This is a genomic window from Aeromicrobium sp. CnD17-E (genome assembly GCF_024124745.1).
Taxonomy (GTDB): domain Bacteria; phylum Actinomycetota; class Actinomycetes; order Propionibacteriales; family Nocardioidaceae; genus Aeromicrobium.
The window spans coordinates 15,041-32,434 of the sequence record NZ_JAMXRU010000007.1; the positions used below are offsets into that span (position 1 = coordinate 15,041).

Annotated in this window: 22 protein-coding genes; 10 read left to right on the top strand and 12 right to left on the bottom strand. The window is 73.8% G+C overall.

The window, feature by feature from the left end; all coding sequences use genetic code 11:
• Positions 1–153 precede the first annotated feature (153 nt).
• The 4 genes from NH339_RS02870 (at position 154) to NH339_RS02885 (ending at position 2,110) form a co-directional block, all read left to right on the top strand.
• Positions 154–1,014, top strand: coding sequence for an oxygenase MpaB family protein (locus tag NH339_RS02870; RefSeq protein ID WP_253022271.1), 861 nt, complete (start codon positions 154–156; stop codon positions 1,012–1,014).
• Between the two features lie 96 nt (positions 1,015–1,110).
• Positions 1,111–1,524 (top strand): hypothetical protein, encoded by a 414-nt coding sequence (locus NH339_RS02875; protein ID WP_253022273.1) that lies wholly within the window; start codon positions 1,111–1,113, stop codon positions 1,522–1,524.
• On the top strand, positions 1,521–1,910 hold the full coding sequence (locus NH339_RS02880; RefSeq protein ID WP_253022275.1) for a phage holin family protein: 390 nt from the start codon (positions 1,521–1,523) through the stop codon (positions 1,908–1,910). Before NH339_RS02875 ends, NH339_RS02880 begins: the two co-directional genes overlap by 4 nt.
• Positions 1,907–2,110, top strand: a complete 204-nt coding sequence (locus NH339_RS02885) for a DUF3618 domain-containing protein (RefSeq protein WP_253022277.1) — start codon at positions 1,907–1,909, stop codon at positions 2,108–2,110. Before NH339_RS02880 ends, NH339_RS02885 begins: the two co-directional genes overlap by 4 nt.
• 2 nt (positions 2,111–2,112) lie before the next feature.
• Here the strand turns inward: NH339_RS02885 and NH339_RS02890 are convergent, their stop codons facing one another.
• A complete protein-coding gene (locus NH339_RS02890) occupies positions 2,113–2,604 on the bottom strand; it encodes an FBP domain-containing protein (RefSeq protein ID WP_253022279.1) in 492 nt (163 codons plus the stop codon).
• Between the two features lie 81 nt (positions 2,605–2,685).
• Between NH339_RS02890 and NH339_RS02895 the strand changes: the two genes are divergently transcribed.
• Positions 2,686–3,270, top strand: a complete 585-nt coding sequence (locus tag NH339_RS02895) for a TetR/AcrR family transcriptional regulator (RefSeq protein WP_253022281.1) — start codon at positions 2,686–2,688, stop codon at positions 3,268–3,270.
• An 18-nt stretch (positions 3,271–3,288) separates the two neighbouring features.
• Here the strand turns inward: NH339_RS02895 and NH339_RS02900 are convergent, their stop codons facing one another.
• Both NH339_RS02900 and NH339_RS02905 read right to left on the bottom strand, forming a co-directional pair.
• A complete protein-coding gene (locus tag NH339_RS02900; protein WP_253022283.1) occupies positions 3,289–3,927 on the bottom strand; it encodes an MBL fold metallo-hydrolase in 639 nt (212 codons plus the stop codon).
• Positions 3,927–5,015, bottom strand: coding sequence for an S-(hydroxymethyl)mycothiol dehydrogenase (locus NH339_RS02905; protein WP_253022285.1), 1,089 nt, complete (start codon positions 5,013–5,015; stop codon positions 3,927–3,929). Before NH339_RS02905 ends, NH339_RS02900 begins: the two co-directional genes overlap by 1 nt.
• Before the next feature lie 266 nt (positions 5,016–5,281).
• On the opposite strand from NH339_RS02905, the gene NH339_RS02910 reads away from it, so the two are divergent.
• Positions 5,282–5,746: a PGPGW domain-containing protein gene (locus NH339_RS02910; RefSeq protein WP_253022287.1), complete on the top strand. Its 465-nt coding sequence runs from the start codon at positions 5,282–5,284 to the stop codon at positions 5,744–5,746.
• A 19-nt stretch (positions 5,747–5,765) separates the two neighbouring features.
• Here NH339_RS02910 and NH339_RS02915 read toward each other — a convergent pair whose 3' ends face one another.
• Positions 5,766–6,110, bottom strand: coding sequence for a GNAT family N-acetyltransferase (locus NH339_RS02915; protein ID WP_253022289.1), 345 nt, complete (start codon positions 6,108–6,110; stop codon positions 5,766–5,768).
• Between the two features lie 26 nt (positions 6,111–6,136).
• Positions 6,137–7,126, bottom strand: coding sequence for a pirin family protein (locus NH339_RS02920; protein ID WP_253022292.1), 990 nt, complete (start codon positions 7,124–7,126; stop codon positions 6,137–6,139).
• An 82-nt stretch (positions 7,127–7,208) separates the two neighbouring features.
• Here NH339_RS02920 and NH339_RS02925 point away from each other — a divergent pair, with 82 nt between their 5' ends.
• On the top strand, positions 7,209–8,033 hold the full coding sequence (locus NH339_RS02925) for a DUF3152 domain-containing protein (RefSeq protein ID WP_253022294.1): 825 nt from the start codon (positions 7,209–7,211) through the stop codon (positions 8,031–8,033).
• Between the two features lie 241 nt (positions 8,034–8,274).
• Here the strand turns inward: NH339_RS02925 and NH339_RS02930 are convergent, their stop codons facing one another.
• Both NH339_RS02930 and NH339_RS02935 read right to left on the bottom strand, forming a co-directional pair.
• Positions 8,275–9,189 (bottom strand): cation diffusion facilitator family transporter, encoded by a 915-nt coding sequence (locus NH339_RS02930; RefSeq protein ID WP_253022296.1) that lies wholly within the window; start codon positions 9,187–9,189, stop codon positions 8,275–8,277.
• On the bottom strand, positions 9,189–9,584 hold the full coding sequence (locus NH339_RS02935) for a metalloregulator ArsR/SmtB family transcription factor (RefSeq protein WP_308207020.1): 396 nt from the start codon (positions 9,582–9,584) through the stop codon (positions 9,189–9,191). Before NH339_RS02935 ends, NH339_RS02930 begins: the two co-directional genes overlap by 1 nt.
• Before the next feature lie 187 nt (positions 9,585–9,771).
• Between NH339_RS02935 and NH339_RS02940 the strand changes: the two genes are divergently transcribed.
• Positions 9,772–10,329, top strand: coding sequence for a copper resistance protein CopC (locus NH339_RS02940; RefSeq protein WP_253022298.1), 558 nt, complete (start codon positions 9,772–9,774; stop codon positions 10,327–10,329).
• A 21-nt stretch (positions 10,330–10,350) separates the two neighbouring features.
• On the opposite strand, the gene NH339_RS02945 is transcribed toward NH339_RS02940, so the two are convergent.
• The 5 genes from NH339_RS02945 to NH339_RS02965 form a co-directional block, all read right to left on the bottom strand.
• On the bottom strand, positions 10,351–10,959 hold the full coding sequence (locus NH339_RS02945) for a response regulator transcription factor (protein ID WP_253022300.1): 609 nt from the start codon (positions 10,957–10,959) through the stop codon (positions 10,351–10,353).
• A complete protein-coding gene (locus NH339_RS02950; protein WP_253022302.1) occupies positions 10,956–12,074 on the bottom strand; it encodes a sensor histidine kinase in 1,119 nt (372 codons plus the stop codon). The genes NH339_RS02945 and NH339_RS02950 overlap by 4 nt, the downstream gene beginning before the upstream one ends.
• Before the next feature lie 17 nt (positions 12,075–12,091).
• The gene (locus NH339_RS02955; RefSeq protein WP_253022304.1) at positions 12,092–12,868 is read right to left on the bottom strand and encodes an ABC transporter permease; all 777 of its coding nucleotides are present in this window, start codon (positions 12,866–12,868) and stop codon (positions 12,092–12,094) included.
• Positions 12,865–13,812, bottom strand: coding sequence for an ABC transporter ATP-binding protein (locus tag NH339_RS02960; RefSeq protein WP_253022306.1), 948 nt, complete (start codon positions 13,810–13,812; stop codon positions 12,865–12,867). The genes NH339_RS02955 and NH339_RS02960 overlap by 4 nt, the downstream gene beginning before the upstream one ends.
• Positions 13,813–13,901: 89 nt before the next feature.
• Positions 13,902–15,785, bottom strand: a complete 1,884-nt coding sequence (locus NH339_RS02965; protein ID WP_253022308.1) for a penicillin-binding transpeptidase domain-containing protein — start codon at positions 15,783–15,785, stop codon at positions 13,902–13,904.
• Between the two features lie 107 nt (positions 15,786–15,892).
• Between NH339_RS02965 and NH339_RS02970 the strand changes: the two genes are divergently transcribed.
• The gene (locus NH339_RS02970; RefSeq protein ID WP_253022310.1) at positions 15,893–16,729 is read left to right on the top strand and encodes a hypothetical protein; all 837 of its coding nucleotides are present in this window, start codon (positions 15,893–15,895) and stop codon (positions 16,727–16,729) included.
• Between the two features lie 35 nt (positions 16,730–16,764).
• On the top strand, positions 16,765–17,238 hold the full coding sequence (locus NH339_RS02975; protein WP_253022313.1) for a GNAT family N-acetyltransferase: 474 nt from the start codon (positions 16,765–16,767) through the stop codon (positions 17,236–17,238).
• Positions 17,239–17,394: the final 156 nt, after the last annotated feature.

Consider the following 17,394-nt stretch of genomic DNA (forward strand, 5'->3'; position numbering starts at 1 on the left):
AAGATTCCCGTGCCTGGCTGACGTGCAGGAAGATTCCCAGGTCGACCTGGGAATCTCGCGCCGCGCACGGTTTTCTGCGGTCCGCCCGGAGAGCTTTCCGGGCGGACCGCAGATTCCCGTGCGAAGTTCGTCAGCTCGGCGAGACTGGAGGGCATGGACCTCGACGTGCGGGACCGGCTGGGGCGGATGATCTTTGCCCGGGTCGCGGGTGACGAGGGACCGCAGCGGCGTGAGCGGATCATGTTCGCGCCGGGGCCACGGCGCTTCGGGCCCGACTCGGCGATCGCGACGGTGCACGGCGACGCGTCGATGTTCGTCGGTGGCATCCGGGCGCTGCTGCTGCAGTCGCTGCACCCGCTGGCGATGGCCGCGGTCGACCAGAACTCGGGCTTCCGCGGCGATCCGTGGGGTCGGCTGCAGCGCACGAGCGGGTTCCTCGCCGTGACCACGTTCGGGACCGACGCCGACGCGACGCGCGCCATCCGGGGTGTGCGTGCCGTGCACGAGACGATCACCGGGGTGGCGCCGGACGGCCGGCCCTACCGCGCGTCGGACCCGCACCTGCTGCGCTGGGTGCACGTCGCCGAGATCGACAGCTTCCTGCGGGCGCACGACCGGTACGGCCGGCGTCCGCTCGACGACGCCGGACGCGACGCGTACGTGGCCGAGGCGGCCGTGGTGGCCCGCGAGCTCGGGGCGAGCGACGTGCCCACGACGGTCGCGGAGCTCGACGCGGCACTCGCCGCGTTCCGTCCGGAGCTCGCGAGCACGACGGCGGCACGGCGCACGGCCCGCTACCTGCTGGTGCACCCGCCCGTGCCGCTCGCCGTCCGCGTGCCGTACGGCGTGCTCGCGGCGGCGGCGGTCGGGCTCATGCCGCGCTGGACGCGCTGGCCGTTGCGTCTGCCGTACCTGCCCGTCGCCGAGGCGAGCGCCGTACGCATCGGGGGCGAGGTCGTCACGCGCTCGATCCGATGGGCCATGACACCGCCGGAGCGCCCGCCGACCCCGTGATGCCTCCCTGCGGTTGCGGGACGCGGCCAGTCCCGGGATGCTGTGGACCTCTGTGTGTTCCACCATGGGGGAGTCGTCTGCGAAGGGGAACCTGACGTGAACAAGCTGTTCATCGCGGCTGCCGGCGTCGCCGGCTACGTGCTCGGCACGCGCGCCGGTCGCGAGCGCTACGACCAGATCCGCACCCAGACCCAGAAGGTCTGGAACTCACCGACCGTCCAGAGCGGTGTCGACCACGCGGCCGACGCCGCCAAGAGTGCCGCCAGCGCAGCCGGCTCGGCCGCCGCCGACGCGGCCTCGTCGGCCGCGAGCGCCGCGGGCTCCAAGGTCGCCGACGTCGTCAAGGGCCACGGCTCGGACGACGCTCGCGTCTCGACCGACCCGGCCGACGCCTCCTACGACGTCGACGCCGCCCTCGCGGAGGCTGACACCGAGGTCACGTCGGAGCGGCCCGCCAACAACCCGCCGACCGCCGCCGACCTGGCCGAGCCGCGGACGAGGCGCCTGTGACCTCCCCGTCGGACGAGTCGACCGGACGGCTGATCGCGCAGGCCACCGAGGACATCTCGACGCTCATCCGCGCGGAGATGCAGCTCGCCAAGGACGACCTCGCCCAGGCGGGCAAGCGCGTCGGCGTCGGCGCGGGGCTCTTCGGCGCCGCGGGCGTCATCGCCCTGTACGGGCTGGGCGTGCTGATCAGCGCCGCGGTCCTCGGCCTGGCGAACGTCACCGATCCGTGGCTCGCCGCCCTGGTCGTGGCCGTCGTGCTGTTCGCGGTCGCCGGTGTGGCCGCCCTCCTGGGCAAGCGGAACGTCACGAAGGTGACCCAGGCGCCCGCCGCCCGGGTGGAGAGCGTGCAGGCCGACGTGGCCGCCGCGAAGGGAGATCACCCATGAGCGACCGCGCCCGCCTCGAGGCCGAGATCGACGCGACCCGCGAGCACCTCGCCGAGACCGTCGACGCGCTCGGCGACAAGCTCGACGTGAAGGGACGCGCCCAGGAGGCCGTCGCCGAGGCCGACAAGGGCCGTATCGCGATCCTCGCCGGCGCCGCCGTGGCGGCCGTCGTCGGCATCGTGCTCCTGCGTCGCGGCTGAGCTCAGTCCGCCCGCACCCGGTCGACGAACTCCAGCACCCGCAGACGCAGGTCGTCGACGCGCAGGTCGGGCGCGCCGGTGACCGACTTCTCGTGCGCCTTGAGAGGTCGGCGCACCCGCGTCCAGCAGGCGAGGTCGCCGCAGACGTACTGGCCGACCGTGTCGCCGGCGCGTCCGCGCGGCCCGGCACGGCGCGCCACCACCAGCCGTGCGGTCGACGTGCCGTCGTCGGTGCGGCACCAGTCGCAGAGCGTGGTGCGGGCCGGACCGATCGAGTCGGCCAACCTCAGCTCCACGCCGACGGGCTCGTCGACGATCTCCTCGCCGAGCACGACGTAGGCCCGCAGCGGTGCCTTCGGGTCGATCCAGCCGAGGTAGTCACGCTCGTCGAGACGCTCCGGCGGCCACGGCGCCGGGAGCGTCATCGTCGCGATCCGGCTCTTGGTGCTGTTGACGATGCTGGCGCGCACCTGGCGCGGGTCGAGCGGCTGCATGGTCCCTCCTCGCGACGTCACTGTGCCTAATATTGTTAGGCATCAACCTAACATACCCAGGCGCGCTGGTAGGGTCGTGACGTGCCCCGAGCCGGACTCTCCACCACCGCCGTCCTGACGGCGGCCGCCGACCTCGCCGATCGCGAAGGCCTCGACGCGGTGACCCCCTCCGCCGTCGCCCGGTCGGTCGGCGTGCGGACACCCAGCCTCTACGCCCACGTCGCCGGGGCCCAGGCGTTGCTCGACGGGGTGACCACCCTGGCCCTGGAGGAGCTGGCCGATCGCGGGACCGAGGCCCTCGCCGGCCGTTCCGGTCGCGATGCCCTCGTCGCGCTCGCCGACGCGTACCGGCTGTACGCGTCACAGCACCCCGGCCGGTACGCCGCGAGTCGACGCGGGACCGACGCCAGCGCGCGCTCCGTCACCGCGGGCCGCCGACACGGCGACCTGCTCGCCGCCGTGCTCCGCGGCTACCCGGTGCCGGAAGGGGAGATCGTGCACGCGACGCGGCTCGTCGGCGCGGCCGTGCACGGCTTCGTCACCTTGCAGGCCTCGGGCGCCTTCGACCACAGCGATCCGTCGGCCGACGTCAGCTGGCACCGGGTGCTCGACGCCGTCGACGTCGCCCTGCGCGGCTGGCCGGGAGCGCGCAGCACCGACCACTGAGCGCCGAGCAGGGAGGGCCTAGTGGCCCCGGTCGATCCACTCCTGCAGGTGCGGCGCCTCGTCGCCGATGCGCGTGTCGTCGCCGTGACCGGTGTGCACGACGGTCTCCGCGGGCAGCGTCAGCAGGTGGTCGCGGATGGAGTCGACGATGGTCTCGAAGCTGGAGTAGCTCCGCCCGGTCGCGCCCGGGCCTCCCTGGAACAGGGTGTCGCCGCTGAACAGGACGCCGAGGTCCTCGGCGTAGAGGCACGTGCTGCCGGGCGAGTGGCCCGGCGTCGCGATGGCGCGCAGCGTGCTGCCGGCGACCGAGAAGGTGGTGCCGTCGACGAGGTCGTGGTCGGGCTTGGCCTCCTGGCCGTGCTCGGCCTCCCAGAGCATCGTGTCCGCGGGCGGGAACCAGATGGGTGCGCCGGTGAGCTCGCGCAGCCGCACCGAGGCGTTGAGGTGGTCGTTGTGCCCGTGCGTGAGCACGATGGCCAGGACGGAGCGCCCGTCGACCGCCGCGGCGATGGCGTCGGCGTCGTGCGGGGCGTCGACGACGACGACCTCGCTGTCGTCGCCGACCAGCCAGACGTTGTTGTCGACGTCCCAGCTGCCGCCGTCGAGCTCGAACTGGCCCGACGTGACGACCTTCTGCACCTGTGCTGCCGGGGACATCAGATCATCACCACAGAGCGGAGGACGTCGCCGTGGTGCATCTTGTCGAACGCCGCCTCGACGTCGTCGATCCCGATGCGCTCGGTGACGAAGGCGTCGAGGTCGAGCCGACCCTGGCGGTAGAGGTCGACCAGCATCGGGAAGTCGCGGCTCGGCAGGCAGTCGCCGTACCAGCTCGACTTGAGCGAGCCCCCGCGTCCGAAGACGTCGATGAGCGGCACCTCGGGGATCTTCATGTCGGGGGTGGGCACGCCGACCAGGACGACGGTGCCGGCGAGGTCGCGGGCGTAGAACGCCTGCTCCCACGTCTCGGGGCGCCCGACGGCCTCGATGACGACGTCGGCGCCGAAGGTGTCGGTGAGCTCCTGGATGGTCTCGACCACGTCGTCCTTCGACGCGTCGACGACGTGCGTCGCGCCGAGCGCCTTCGCCTGCTCGAGCTTGCGCGGGTCGAGGTCGACGGCGATGATCTTGGCCGCGCCGGCGAGCCGGGCGCCGGCCACCGCGGCGATGCCGACGCCGCCGCAGCCGATGACCGCGACCGAGTCGCCGCGACCCACGCCGCCGGTGTTGATGGCGGCACCGATGCCGGCCATCACGCCGCAGCCAAGCAGGCCGACGGCAGCCGGGTCGGCCTCGGGGTCGACCTTGGTGCACTGCCCGGCGGCGACCAGGGTCTTCTCGGCGAAGGCACCGATGCCGAGCGCGGGGGAGAGCTCCGTGCCGTCGACGAGCGTCATCTTCTGCTCGGCGTTGAACGTGGCGAAGCAGTACTGCGGGCGTCCGCGTCGGCACGCGCGACAGTCGCCGCACACGGCGCGCCAGTTCAGGACGACGAAGTCGCCCGGCGCCACCTCGGTGACGCCCTCGCCGACCGACTCGACGACGCCGGCGGCCTCGTGGCCGAGCAGGAACGGGAACTCGTCGTTGATGCCGCCCTCGCGGTAGTGCAGGTCGGTGTGGCAGACGCCGCAGGCCTGGACCGCGACCACCGCCTCGCCGGGACCCGGGTCGGGGACGACGATGTCCTCGACGGTGACGGGCGCGCCCTTGCTGCGGGCGACGACGGCCTTGACGGTCTGCGGCATGCGGTCCTCCTGGTGCTGACGTGCGGACACCACGACGCTATCGGGTCGCGAGGACACCTGCTCGGGGTGCGGCCGGGGTCCGGTGGACCTACCGTTCAGGCACCGACGCGACCCGCGCGTCCGGCGAAGGGGCCCACCATGCGCATCCTCCTGATCATCCTCGTCATCCTGGCGATCATCTACGTCGCACAGCTGGTCCTGAAGAAGCGTTGACCGCTGTTTCCCCTCGCTCGGTAGGCTCTGGCGACCGACGACGAGAGGACGACATGGGCGTCATCCACCACGGCAAGACCATCGCGCTGGAGATCCTCGGCTGGCTCATGGTCCTGCTGGGCATCGCCGCCATCTTCCTGCCCGGGCCGGGCCTGCTCCTGCTGTTCGGCGGGCTCGCCCTGCTGTCGCAGCGCTACGAGTGGGCGCGGCGTCGCGTCGAGCCGGTCAAGGACGCAGCCCTGCGCACGGCCGCCCAGGGCGTGCAGACGTGGCCGCGCATCCTCGCCTCGCTGGCCGGCGTGGTGTGGCTCGTCGGCCTCGGCATCGTGTGGGGCCTGCGACCGCCCGCGCCCGACTGGTGGCCGCTGCGCGACTCGTGGTGGCTGCTGGGCGGCTGGGGCACGGGAGCCACGCTCATCGTGTCGGGCCTGATCGCCCTGGCGACCATCGTCTACAGCTTCCGCCGCTTCCGCGGCCGCTCGATGGACGACGTCCGCCGCGAGATCGCCGAGACCTGAGCCTGCCGGGAGGTCCCGGTCAGGCGGGCCAGTCGACGAGGTCGTCGAACCGACCCGCGTGCTTGCGGAGCCAGCTCGCGACGTACGGGCAGTGCGGGACGATCCGCAGGCCCGACGCGCGGACGTCGTCGAGCGCGTAGGCGACGAGCACGGACGCGAGGCCGCGTCCGCCGTAGGCCTCGTCGACCTCCGTGTGCAGGAAGTCGCGCTGCACGCCCGCGCCGTTCCCCTCCAGGTCGCGGTAGTCGGCGTGGCCGATGACGGTGCCGTCGTCCAGGAGCTCGTAGCGCTGCTGGACGGGGGCGTGGCGCACGACGACCACGCGTCCCTCGTCATCCTGGTGCTCGGTGGGGGGCAGGCTCATCGAAGGTCCTCTCGTCGGGTGCGCGGTCAGCCGCGCGGTCGGATGCGGGCGTTCGGGAGGGCGGGTGCCGGCAGGGGAGCCTCCGGGTCGCCCTCGGGCAGCCCGAACGGTCCGTCGGAGCCCTCCCCGGCCTGCTTGCCGTCGATCTCGGCCTGCCACGCGGCGCGGTACTCGACGACGTCGTCGTGGCTGCGGCCGACGAAGTTCCACCACATGACGATCTGCTCGCCGAAGGGGGGCCCGCCGATGAGCAGCACCCGGCTGTCCTCGGTCGCCCGCAGGGTGATGCGGTCGCGACCCGGCGCCAGGTAGCCGAGCTCGTCCTTCGCGACGGGGTCGGTGTCGGCCAGCACGGCGCCGGTGTCGACGAGCACGCCGTGCTCGAACGTCGGGTCGACGTCGAGCTCGAGGACGGTGCCCCGCTCGAGGCGCAGCTCCGCGCCGAGCAGCGGCGTGTGCGTGACGACGGGGGAGGTGGATCCGAGCAGGCTGCCGAGGAAGACCTGCGCCGACCACGCGCCCTCCGCAGTGCGGCCGTCGACGGTCGGCGGGGCGTAGTGCTCGAAGGTCTTCTCGACGAAGCGGGCGTGCTGCGGCAGCGCCACCCAGAGCTGGGCGCCGTGCAGCACGGTGGTGTCGGCAGTGGACCGCTCGGAGTGGCTGATGCCGCGCCCGGACGTCATGAGGTTCAGCTCGCCGGGCCGCACGTCGGCGTGGAAGCCGGCGCTGTCGCGGTGCTCGACGGTGCCCGAGAACAACCAGCTGACGGTCTGCAGCCCGGTGTGCGGGTGCGGCGGGACGTCCATGCCGCCGGTCTCGGACACGTCGTCGGGACCGTAGTGGTCGAGGAAGCACCAGGCGCCCACGAGCGACCGCTCGCGCTGGGGGAGCGTGCGCCGGACGGTCATCGCACGGGGTCCGCCGAGCGGCACGTCGCGCGGCGTGAGGACCTGCAGACCGGCCGGCGCGTCCGCGCCGCAGACCATCTCGTCGGGCGAGGTCTCGGTGTTGCTCATGGTCGTCCGGCCCTCCTGCTGCGGTGGCTGGCCACCCTGCGGCAGCCGACGCGGCCAGCGTATCCCCGCGTAGGCTGGTCGGGTGACGCAGCGTGATCCCGGACCCCCGCGTCGCCCCGACCCCGACGCGGTCGGGCGGCACCGGGTCCCGCGCGCCCGCACCGTGCGCCGCGGACGCGTGGCCGCACTCGCCGCGTCGCTGCTGGTGACGCTCGTCGTGGTCGTGCTCTCGGCGGTCCGGCCGTCGCCCGAGGAGCGGGTGGCGACCGAGGACACCGCGTCGACCTGGGGCACCGAGGCCACGCTGCCGACCGTCACGCCGTCCCCCTCGCCGTCGCCGTCGGGAACGTCGTCGACAGCCCGTCGCTCGGCCGAGGTGGAGCCCACGACGTTCCCGCAGTCTGGCGCCGGCACGTTCCGCACGGCAGCCGTCGTCGACGTGGCCGGCTCGGGCGGCGGCCGCGACCGCACCTACACGGTCGAGGTCGAGAAGGGACTCCTGCAGGACCGGGCGACGTTCGCGCGCGACGTGGCGCGCGTGCTGGGGCACGAGCGCGGCTGGCGCACCGACGGCTGGTCGTTCACGCAGGTGGCGCGCAACCCCGACGTGCGCGTCATGCTCGCGAGCCCCGACACGGTCGACCGGCTGTGCGCGCCGCTGCTCACCCGCGGCGAGGTGTCGTGCCGCAGCGGTGACCGCGTGGTGCTCAACGTCAAGCGCTGGGTGCGCGGCGTGACGTACTACGGCGACGACCTGACCGGCTACCGCACCTACCTCGTCAACCACGAGGTCGGGCACGCGCTCGGCAAGTACCACGTCGGGTGCCCCGCGCCGGGCGCCAAGGCGCCCGTGATGCTGCAGCAGAGCAAGGGACTCCAGGGCTGCGTCAAGAACCCCTGGCCCTGATCCGACCGCTCCAGCGTTCTCGACCGGCGCCGGGCCCGCATGACACCGGGCCCGGCGGAAGGCGCCGGGCCCGGTGGGCGTCGGACGGTGCAGTTGGGAGTCTCGTCCACGATCCCGAGTGCGAGACCGCACCGTCCGACGTCTCGACCGTCGCACGGCGTGCCGCGGCCACCCGACAGCCCGGCGGGCACCTCCGTACTCCTGCGCCTCGTTTCCGTAGACCTCGACGCGGGGTCTGCGGTCACCAGTCGACGCTGTGGCACTCCGGTGCGCGACATCCCTCGACCTGGAGGGTGGCGTGCTCCACGTGGTGCCGCTCGCGGAGCACCGTGCGCGCGTCGGCGAGCACCCGGTCGAGCGCGGCCGGGCCGGTGCTCGCGCCGGCGGCCACCAGGTGGGCCGTCGCGACGTTCATGCCCGACGTGAGGACCCAGACGTGGAGGTCGTGCACGTCGTCGACCCCCTCGACGGCGCGCAGGTCGGCGACGACGGCGTCGACGTCCATGCCGTCGGGCACGTGCTGGCCGAGGACGGCGAGCACCTGGCGCGCGAGCACCACCGCGCGGACGGCGACGAACACACCGATCGCCAGCGCCACCACGGTGTCCCACCACGTGGAGCCGGTGGTCGCGACCAGCACGCCGGCGACGACGACCCCGACCGATCCGGCCGCGTCGGCCACGACCTCGAGGTACGCGCCGCGCACGACGAGCGACTCACCTGCGCCCGCGTTCAGCAGCACGAGCGAGACGACGTTGACGAGGAGGCCGAGGACGCCGACGACGATCATCGGGCCGGTCTGCACGTCGACCTGGGAGCCGATCCGCGAGACCGCCTCGACGGCGACGTAGACCGAGACGCCGAGCATCACGAGCACGGCGAACCCGGACGCGAAGACCTCGGCCCGGTAGGAGCCGAAGGTGCGGCGTCCGGTGCGGTCGGTGCGGGTGGCGATGCGCGTGGCGGCCAGCGCGGCACCGAGCGTGACGACGTCGGCGGCCATGTGGCCGGCGTCGGAGAGCAGCGCGAGCGACGACGCGAGCAGCCCGTACACGAGCTCGACGACGAAGAACGCGGCGACGAGCGCGAACACCACCGCGAGCCGTCCGCGGTGCCGCTGGCTGGCGGGTCCGCCGTGACCGTGACCGTGGCCCATCAGCCGACCTCCTCCGGTGCGGCGAGCCCGACCAGGCGGGCTCCGGTGGCGAGCAGCTCGTCCGTGGCCTCGGGGTGGGCCAGCCGGTAGTAGGAGGAGCGGCCCTCGTGACGGACGTCGAGGAGCCCACAGTCGCGCAGGCAGGCGACGTGCGCCGAGACGGTCGACTGCGCCAGTCCGAGGTGGGCGGTCAGCTCGACCACCCGGTGCTCACCGAGCTGCAGGTGGCGCAGGATGCGCAGCCGGCCGGGGTCGGCCAGGCCGTGGAACAGCCGAGCGGCGACGACCGAGCCGTCGGCCCCCGTGAGCTCGGCGTGCCGGTGACCCTCGTGCTCCCGCGGTGCGTCGTGCCCGCGGGCGCGGTAGCCGTCGCCGCTGTGGTGATTGATCGCCATTCGTCGATGATAACGCCGCTGGGCGCTGCTGGCGAGACCGCGGTGACCCGTGGGACCCCGGTCGGCTCGTCCGTCGTCGGGGCCGGCTGGCCGCCGGACCCGCCGCGCGCACCGGCACTCAGGCCGCGGCTACTACGATGCGTCGTAGCCGTCGACCGCATCCTGCGGTCGCCCCAGGAGGTCTCTCGTGCGCTCGTTCGTCCTCGGTCTCGTCGCGACCGTCGCCCTGCTCGCCGCTCCGTCGTCCGCGCTGGCCCACGCGTCGGTCGAGTCGTCGGACCCGCAGGACGGCGCTGCGCTGACGGCGCTGCCGGAGACGGTGTCGATCACGCTGAGCGAGGACGTGGGCAGCGGCGCCGTGCTGCGCGTGCTGACCTCGTCGGGCACCCGCCTGGACGACGGAGACGTGACCGTCGCCGGACGTCGCGTCCTCGTGGGGGTCCGCCCGGGCGAGGCGGCCGCCGGCTCCTACCGGATCGTCTACCGCGTCGTGTCGGCCGACGGGCACCCCGTCAGCGGCGAGATCCCCTTCACCGTCAAGCCGTCGACCGACGGTGCGGGCACGTCCGGCACCAGCTCGACGCCGGGCTCCCAGGACGACGTGACCGTGACCGACGTCGAGGACGACCCGTCCCAGAAGTGGGCGCCGCTGTGGGTGATGGGCTTCCTCGTCATCTCCTCCGGTCTGCTCATCTACATCGTCAAGGCCGGGCTCACGTCGTCGGCCAAGGAGGACGAGGACTGACGCGCGCCGCGTCGGTCCCGGTCAGAGCCAGCCGTTGGCCTCGGCCACCCGCACCGCGGCGGCCCGGTTCTCGCCCCCGGTCTTGCCGATCGCGGCCGAGAGGTGGTTGCGGACCGTGCCCTGCGACAGGTGGAGGCGTTGCGCGACGACCGCCACGCTCGCACCGTCGCGGGCGGCGCGCAGCACGTCGGTCTCCCGCTCGGTGAGGGGCGAGTCGCCGCTGACGAGGCTGTCCGCGGCCAGGGTGGGGTCGACGACGCGCAGGCCCGCGTGCACCCGGCGCACGGCGTCGGCGAGCTGTGTGGCGGGCACGTCCTTCACGACGAACCCCGACGCACCGGCCTGCAGCGCCCGCCGCAGGTAGCCCGGCCGACCGAAGGTGGTCACGACCAGCACCCGCGTCCCGAAGCCGGCCGCGACCACGGCGCGGGTGGCCTCGATGCCGTCCAGGCCCGGCATCTCGATGTCGAGCAGCGCGACGTCGGGGCGGTGCTCCCGGACGGCGTCGAGCACGTCGGCGCCGGAGCCGACCTCCGCGACGACGTCGAGGTCGTGCTCCAGCGACAGCAGCGCGGCGAGCGCACCGCGGACCAGGGCCTGGTCGTCGGCGAGCAGCAGACGGATGGTCACGACGCGTCCCTCCCCACGCGCAGGCTGAGCCCGGGCTCGAGCGAGCGCACCACGACGGTCGCACCGACCGCTGCGGCCCGTTCCCGCAACCCGGCCAGGCCGTGGCCACCGGCGGAGCCCTCGTCCAACCCGCGCCCGTCGTCGCGCACCTCGACCGCCCGGGCGTCCACCGTGACGGTGCACCGACGTGCGGCGGCGTGGCGCACGACGTTCGTGACGCCCTCGCGGACCGTCCATGCGAAGAGGTCGCGCAGGTCGCTGGGGACGTCGTCGACCGTGCCCGGCAGCGACGCCTCGACGTCAGCCGCGGCCAGTGCCGTGCGGGCCCGGGCGATCTCGCCGGGCAGGGTGATCTCGCGGTAGCCCTCCACGGCGCGACGGACGTCGGCGAGCGCGTCGCGGCCGAGCCGCTCCAGGTCGCCCACCTCGGCCTGGGCCCGCAGGCGGTCAGCAGGGTCGCCCGACTCGAGCAGACGTCGGGCCAGCTCCGCCTTGACGGTGATCACCGTGAGGGAGTGGCCGAGGATGTCGTGCAGGTCGCGGGCGAAGCGCGTCCGCTCGTTCTCCACGGCCAGCTCGGCGTTCTCGGCCTCGGCGATCAGGAGCTGGGCGTTGCGGCTGATCAGGGCACGGACACCGAAGATCGCGACCGACCCGGCGAGGACGGCGAAGGCGAGCCCGGCCTGGCTGCCCCAGTCCTCGAGCGCCCCGAGACCGAGGGAGCCGACGACCGCGCCCACGACGAGCACGGCGGCCACGACGGGTCGGAAGAGCAGGACGCCGGAGATCGCGACGTAGACCACGCACGCCATGCCGACCTCGCCGAGGAGGGCCACGTCGGCGGCGCACAGCGCGACCAGCCCGACGAACAGACCGAGTGCCTGCGCCGGCGGCGGCGTCCGGTCGGCCATCCAGCGCTCGCGGCGCGCCTGCCACCAGATGAGCATGTAGAGCGAGGCGAACAGGACGGTCACGACCAGACCGCCGACCCCGGCCGCCCCGTCGCGGCGCGCCCAGGCCGCGAGCAGCGGGTCGCCGAGGAAGAACAGCCAGATCAGCGCGAACCACGGACCGTAGCGCCCCGTGGGGACGGCGACGGTCCGTGGCGTGCTCATGTCGGGCAGCGTACGGCTCACCCGCGGGCCGTGTCCCTGCTCATCCGCCAGGCCGCACCGCCCACGAAGACGACCAGCCACGCGACGGCGTTGACGACCGCGTACCAGGGCAGCTCGCCCGTGAGCGGTGCGCGGCTGATCTCCGCCACGCCGAACATCGGGGTGAGCGACGCGACGTGCCACAGCGCGCTGCCCTCGGTGATGGGGATGAACAGGTTGCCGAGGAAGGCGAACAGCGCGAGCCCCGGCCCGAGCAGCTGCATGGCGTTCTCGCCGGGCACGACGTAGCCGACGAACAGGCCGAGGGCGGCGAACACGAAGGAGCAGAGCAGGGCCAGCAGCGCACACGCCAGCCACCGCCCGGTCGGCATCTCCGCCCGACCCTGCGCCACTGCGGCGACGTTGACGACGCCGACCGCCAGCGCGCCGAGCACCAGGGCGCAGGCAGCCTTCGTGGCGATGTACGCGAGCGGGTGCAGCGGTGTCAGGCGCAGCTGCCGCGACCAGCCGACCGACCGCTCGAGCGCGACCGACGAGCCCGCCGACGCGGTGGTCAGCGCGGCGCCGTAGAGCGCCATCGAGACCATCACGTAGGCCGACACGTTGCCGTGCCCGACGCGCTCGTCGCCGCCGCTGCTGCCCGCGAAGGCGAAGAAGAGTGCTGCGGGGAACAGGAGCGAGAAGAAGACGGTGCGCCGGTTGCGCAGCATCCGCCGCAGCTCGAGCGTCAGCAGGACCCGGTTGAAGCCCCCGAGTCGAGGGGCCGGGCGGGTGGCGTCGGTGGCGGTGCTCATGCGGGGGTCCTCTCGTCGGCGCCGGTGAGGCTCAGGAACGCGTCCTCGAGGCCCCGCCCGACGATCTCCAGGTCGCGTGCGGTGGTGCGGGTGAGCAGGTGGCGGGCCACGGCGTCGGAGTCGGTGCCGTGCACGACGACGCTGCTGCCCCGCACGTCGACGCCCTCCACGCCGGGCAGGGCGGCGATCTCGGCGACCATCGCGTCGTCGACGTCGGGGCAGGTCGCCCGCACGGTGCGGCCGACGGCACGGGCCTTGATCTCGGCCGCCGTCCCGTCGGCGACGATGCGACCGCCGCTGACGAGCACGATCCGGTCGGCGTAGGCGTCGGCCTCCTCGAGGTAGTGGGTCGCGAACATGACGGTGCGGCCGTGCCGCGCGTCGTCGCGGATGGCGCTCCAGAACGTGCGGCGTCCCTCGACGTCCATGCCGGTCGTGGGCTCGTCGAGCAGCAGCAGGTCGGGGTCGCTGAGCAGGGCGAGCGCGAACCGCAGGCGCTGCTGCTCACCACCGGAGCACAGCCCGACCCGGCGGTCCGCGAGCGCCGTCAGCCCGGCGCGCTCGAGCACGTCGTCGACGTCGCGCACGTGGGTGAAGAGGCTGCGCACGTAGCGGACCGTCTCGGCGACCGTGAGGTCCTTCAGCAGCCCGCCGCTCTGCATGACCGCGGCGACCCGGCCCTGGCCGACGGCCTCGCGCGGGTCGAGGCCGAGCACGTGGACCGTGCCGGACGTGGGTCGAGCGAGGCCGAGGACCATGTCGAGGGTCGTGGTCTTCCCGGCGCCGTTGGGGCCGAGGAAGGCCACCACCTCGCCGGGGCGGACGACGAGGTCGATGCCGCGCACGGCCTCGACGTCGCCGAAGGAGCGACGCACCTGCTGCAGGCGCACCGCGTCAGATCGGGTCGTCGCGGACCGCGGCGACAGGGTGCTGGTCTGGTTCATGCCTCGAGCATGGTCCGCGCGGCGGGTCCGGTCCCGGATCGCGCGTCACGACCTCACCGTGACGGATGTCAGGGGTCCGCCCCGCCGGGTCAGCGGCGCAGGAACCGCTCGAGCAGCGGGCCCGCGGTGGCCGAGCCGGAGTCGCCGTCCGCGACGAACACGGCGACGGCGAGGTCGCCCTGCGTCGCGATCATCCAGGCGTGCGTGCGTGGTGGCTGGTCGTCGCCGTACTCGGCGGTGCCGGTCTTCGCCCGGACCGGGCCGCCCGGCACGTCGCGCAGGAACGCGCCACTGCCGTCCGTGACGACGGCGCGCATCAGTCCGGCGAGGCTCCTGGCCTGCGCGCGGGTCACGGGCTCGTCGGGTCCCGGCGCCTGCTCCAGCCGCCGGTCGGGCAGGAGCACCGGCGTCACCGTGCCACCGTGCGCGACGGAGGCGGCCACCACGGCCATGGCCAGTGGGGAGGCCTCCACCCGGCCCTGGCCGATGACCGACGCCGCGCGCTCGGTCCCGTCGGCCCGCGTCGGGACCTGCCCGAGGAACGCAGGGATCCCGAGGTCGACGTCCCGGCCGAGTCCGAGCCCGGCCGCCGCGGCCGCGAGCTCGTCCTGCGGTGCTCGCTCCCGCTCGGCGATCATGGCGGTGTTGCAGGACTGGGCGAAGGCGGTGCGCAGTGGGACGTCGCCGAGCGCCGACGCGGGGTAGTCGGAGTAGTTCGTGAACCGTCGGCCGTCCACGGTCAGGGTCGGGGTGCACGGCACCCGGCTGTCCGGGGTGAGGCCGGAGCGCAGGAGGGCCAGGGCCGTCGCGACCTTGAAGGTCGAGCCCGGCGCGTACCGGCCCGTCAACGCCGTGTCGGCACCGTCGCCGCCGGGGCCGCTGGAGACCGCCAGCAGCGCACCCGTCGACGGTCGGATCGCGACGATCGCGCTGGCCGGACCGACGTCGGCGAGGATCCGGTCGGCCGCACCCTGCAGGTCGGGGTCAAGCGTGGTGCGAAGCGGCTTCCCGGCCTTCGGGGCGCTGGAGAAGAGTCGCCGGGACTCAGTCTCGGGGTCGTCGTCGACGGCGAGGACCTCGAGGCCCGGGGTGCCGCGCAGCTGCTCGTCGTAGCGCGCCTGCAGCCCGGACAGTCCCACCTGGTCGCCGGGCCGGACCGCACCGTCGGACTTCTCGACGACCTCCGCGGTGGCCTCGCCGACGGTGCCGAGCAACGGCTGCCCGAACGCACGCGTCGGGGCCAACGGCAGGGTGCCCTCGACGGCCAGCGACCCGGGGATCGCGGCGAGCTCCTGCCGGGTCGGCACGTCGCCGTCGGCGCGCAGGACGAGCCCCTCGACGAACGCCCGGTCGCCGGCCGCCTCGACGCGCGCACGGTAGGCGCCGGGGTCGATGTCGAGCAGCTGCGCCATGCGCTGCGCCGACGTCCCGGCCGCGTCGGACCCGACGGCCGTCTTGTCGATCCCGACCCGCACGACCGGTCGAGCCGTCACGAGAGGCGCGTCGTCGACGCCGAGCACGTCGCCCCGCTCGGCCGGCGTCGTCCGCGCCGCGAGCGTCTCGCCCTCCCTGACCGGTGCGACGACGGACGGCTCCCACCGCACGCGCCAGGTGCCGTCCTGCTGCACGAGGGTCGCGGTGGTCTCGTACGACCAGGTGGACCCGCCGATCGTCCACCGGTGCTGGAGCTCGGCCGTGGCAGAACCGTCGTCCTCCTCGACGGAGGTCACCTCGACCTGGCGCCTCCCACCGACGTCGGCGACGACCCGTTCGAGGTCGGCCTGGTGGCGCGCGCCGTCTCCCGTGGTCGGCACCGACGTGACGTCACCCTTCGACAGCCCCTCGGCGAGCGCCCGGGCCGGATCCTCGGGGTCGGGCCCGCCCAGGCTGCACCCGACCAGGACCCCGGCAGCCACCAGCGGGCCGGCAGTCGCGGCGACGATGCGGAGACGGGCTGGACGACGCTGACGCATGACGGCAGTAGACCAGCCTGGACCAGCAGGGTCGAGGACGACGCGCGGCAGGCTGCACTGGGCCCTGTTCAGGTTGTCCGCAGGTTCGCGTCCCTACGGTCCGACCCATGACGACGCGCACCTTTGCCGCCACCAAGGTCCCCTCCGTCCTGGCGACGTTCTGGGTGGTGAAGCTGCTCACCACCGGCATCGGCGAGACCGGGTCGGACTACCTGGGCACGGTGAGCATCCCGCTCGCCGCAGCCATCGGCGTCGGCGGCTTCGCCGTGGCGCTGTGGACGCAGCTGCGGGCCGACCGCTACCACCCGGTCCGCTACTGGACCACGGTGCTCGCGGTCGCGGTGTTCGGCACGATGATCGCCGACGGTCCGCACGTCGTCCTCGGCACGCCCTACTGGGTCGACTCGCTGGTCTACCTGGTGCTGCTCGGTGCGGTGCTCGCGTGGTGGCGGCGCAACGAGGGCACGATCTCGGTGCACTCGATCACGACCGCACGGCGCGAGCGCTTCTACTGGGGCGTCGTGCTGCTGACGTTCGGGCTCGGCACCGCGCTCGGCGACGCAGCCGCGGTCGACGCCGGCCTCGGCTTCGTCTGGTCGATCCTCGTCTTCGGGGTCGCCATCCTCGTGCCGTGGGGTCTGCGGCGCGCGGGCCTGAACCCGACCGTCGCCTTCTGGTCGGCGTACGTGATGACCCGCCCGCTCGGTGCGTCGGTGGCCGACTGGCTCGGCAGGGGGACGAGGGACGGCGGGGTCGGCTGGGGCACCGGGCCCGTGACGCTCGCCGGTCTCGCGCTGTTCGCCGGGCTCGTCACGTTCCTGGCCCTCACCCACCGCGACGTCGACAGCGCCGTCGACAGGGCCGTCGACCGGGAGACGGGCGATGCCGGCGCCAGCGGTACCCCTGTCGACGACACCCCGCGCGACGCCGTCCCGCAGCGGTGACCTCCAGGGTCGCGCACGGCTCGTAGCATCGCGGTGTGTCCCCCTCCGTGCGCCTGGTCCCGATGACCGCCGAGCAGTTCCCCGCCTATCGCGAGCTGGCCGAGCGGGAGTACGCGGAGAACATCGAGGCGGCGGGGATGATGCCCGAGGAGGAGGCCCGCCGGAAGGCCGCCGACGACTTCGCGAGCTCCCTGCCCGACGGGGTCGACACCGCGGACCACGAGCTCTGGACCGCGTGGGACGACGACCACGAGGTCGGCATGCTGTGGCTCGGGTTCACCGAGCGGTCCGACGGGCTGGTCGCCTTCGGGTACGACTTCATGGTCACCGCGGAGCAGCGCCGTCGGGGCTACGGCCGGGCGATCATGGAGGCGGCCGAGCAGGTGTGTCGCGACCGCGAGGTGGTCGAGGTCGGGCTGTCGGTGTTCGGCTTCAACTCCGGCGCCAGGGCGTTGTACGAGCAGATGGGGTTCGAGGTCACCATCCTCCAGATGCGCAAGCGCCTCTGAGCCGGCCGGCCGCGCCCCACCAGGAAGGCCTCCTGCTACGGAGGCGCCCCGACCCCGCTACTGGTCCTGCGCCGGCGACCACGGCGACGTGCTGAGGCCTCGAGAGCCGCCGACGCCAGGGAACGCCGGAGACGTGTCTGCCGGCACAGGTCGAGG

What these genes read in the sequence shown, in the direction of transcription:
- NH339_RS02870 (WP_253022271.1), top strand. Translation starts at nt 154, where the DNA reads ATGGACCTCGACGTGCGGGACCGGCTGGGGCGGATGATCTTTGCCCGG.
- NH339_RS02885 (WP_253022277.1), top strand. Translation starts at nt 1,907, where the DNA reads ATGAGCGACCGCGCCCGCCTCGAGGCCGAGATCGACGCGACCCGCGAG.
- NH339_RS02890 (WP_253022279.1), bottom strand. Translation starts at nt 2,604, where the DNA reads ATGCAGCCGCTCGACCCGCGCCAGGTGCGCGCCAGCATCGTCAACAGC.
- NH339_RS02900 (WP_253022283.1), bottom strand. Translation starts at nt 3,927, where the DNA reads ATGTCCCCGGCAGCACAGGTGCAGAAGGTCGTCACGTCGGGCCAGTTC.
- NH339_RS02905 (WP_253022285.1), bottom strand. Translation starts at nt 5,015, where the DNA reads ATGCCGCAGACCGTCAAGGCCGTCGTCGCCCGCAGCAAGGGCGCGCCC.
- NH339_RS02910 (WP_253022287.1), top strand. Translation starts at nt 5,282, where the DNA reads ATGGGCGTCATCCACCACGGCAAGACCATCGCGCTGGAGATCCTCGGC.
- NH339_RS02915 (WP_253022289.1), bottom strand. Translation starts at nt 6,110, where the DNA reads ATGAGCCTGCCCCCCACCGAGCACCAGGATGACGAGGGACGCGTGGTC.
- NH339_RS02920 (WP_253022292.1), bottom strand. Translation starts at nt 7,126, where the DNA reads ATGAGCAACACCGAGACCTCGCCCGACGAGATGGTCTGCGGCGCGGAC.
- NH339_RS02930 (WP_253022296.1), bottom strand. Translation starts at nt 9,189, where the DNA reads ATGGGCCACGGTCACGGTCACGGCGGACCCGCCAGCCAGCGGCACCGC.
- NH339_RS02935 (WP_308207020.1), bottom strand. Translation starts at nt 9,584, where the DNA reads ATGGCGATCAATCACCACAGCGGCGACGGCTACCGCGCCCGCGGGCAC.
- NH339_RS02950 (WP_253022302.1), bottom strand. Translation starts at nt 12,074, where the DNA reads ATGAGCACGCCACGGACCGTCGCCGTCCCCACGGGGCGCTACGGTCCG.
- NH339_RS02955 (WP_253022304.1), bottom strand. Translation starts at nt 12,868, where the DNA reads ATGAGCACCGCCACCGACGCCACCCGCCCGGCCCCTCGACTCGGGGGC.
- NH339_RS02960 (WP_253022306.1), bottom strand. Translation starts at nt 13,812, where the DNA reads ATGAACCAGACCAGCACCCTGTCGCCGCGGTCCGCGACGACCCGATCT.
- NH339_RS02965 (WP_253022308.1), bottom strand. Translation starts at nt 15,785, where the DNA reads ATGCGTCAGCGTCGTCCAGCCCGTCTCCGCATCGTCGCCGCGACTGCC.
- NH339_RS02970 (WP_253022310.1), top strand. Translation starts at nt 15,893, where the DNA reads ATGACGACGCGCACCTTTGCCGCCACCAAGGTCCCCTCCGTCCTGGCG.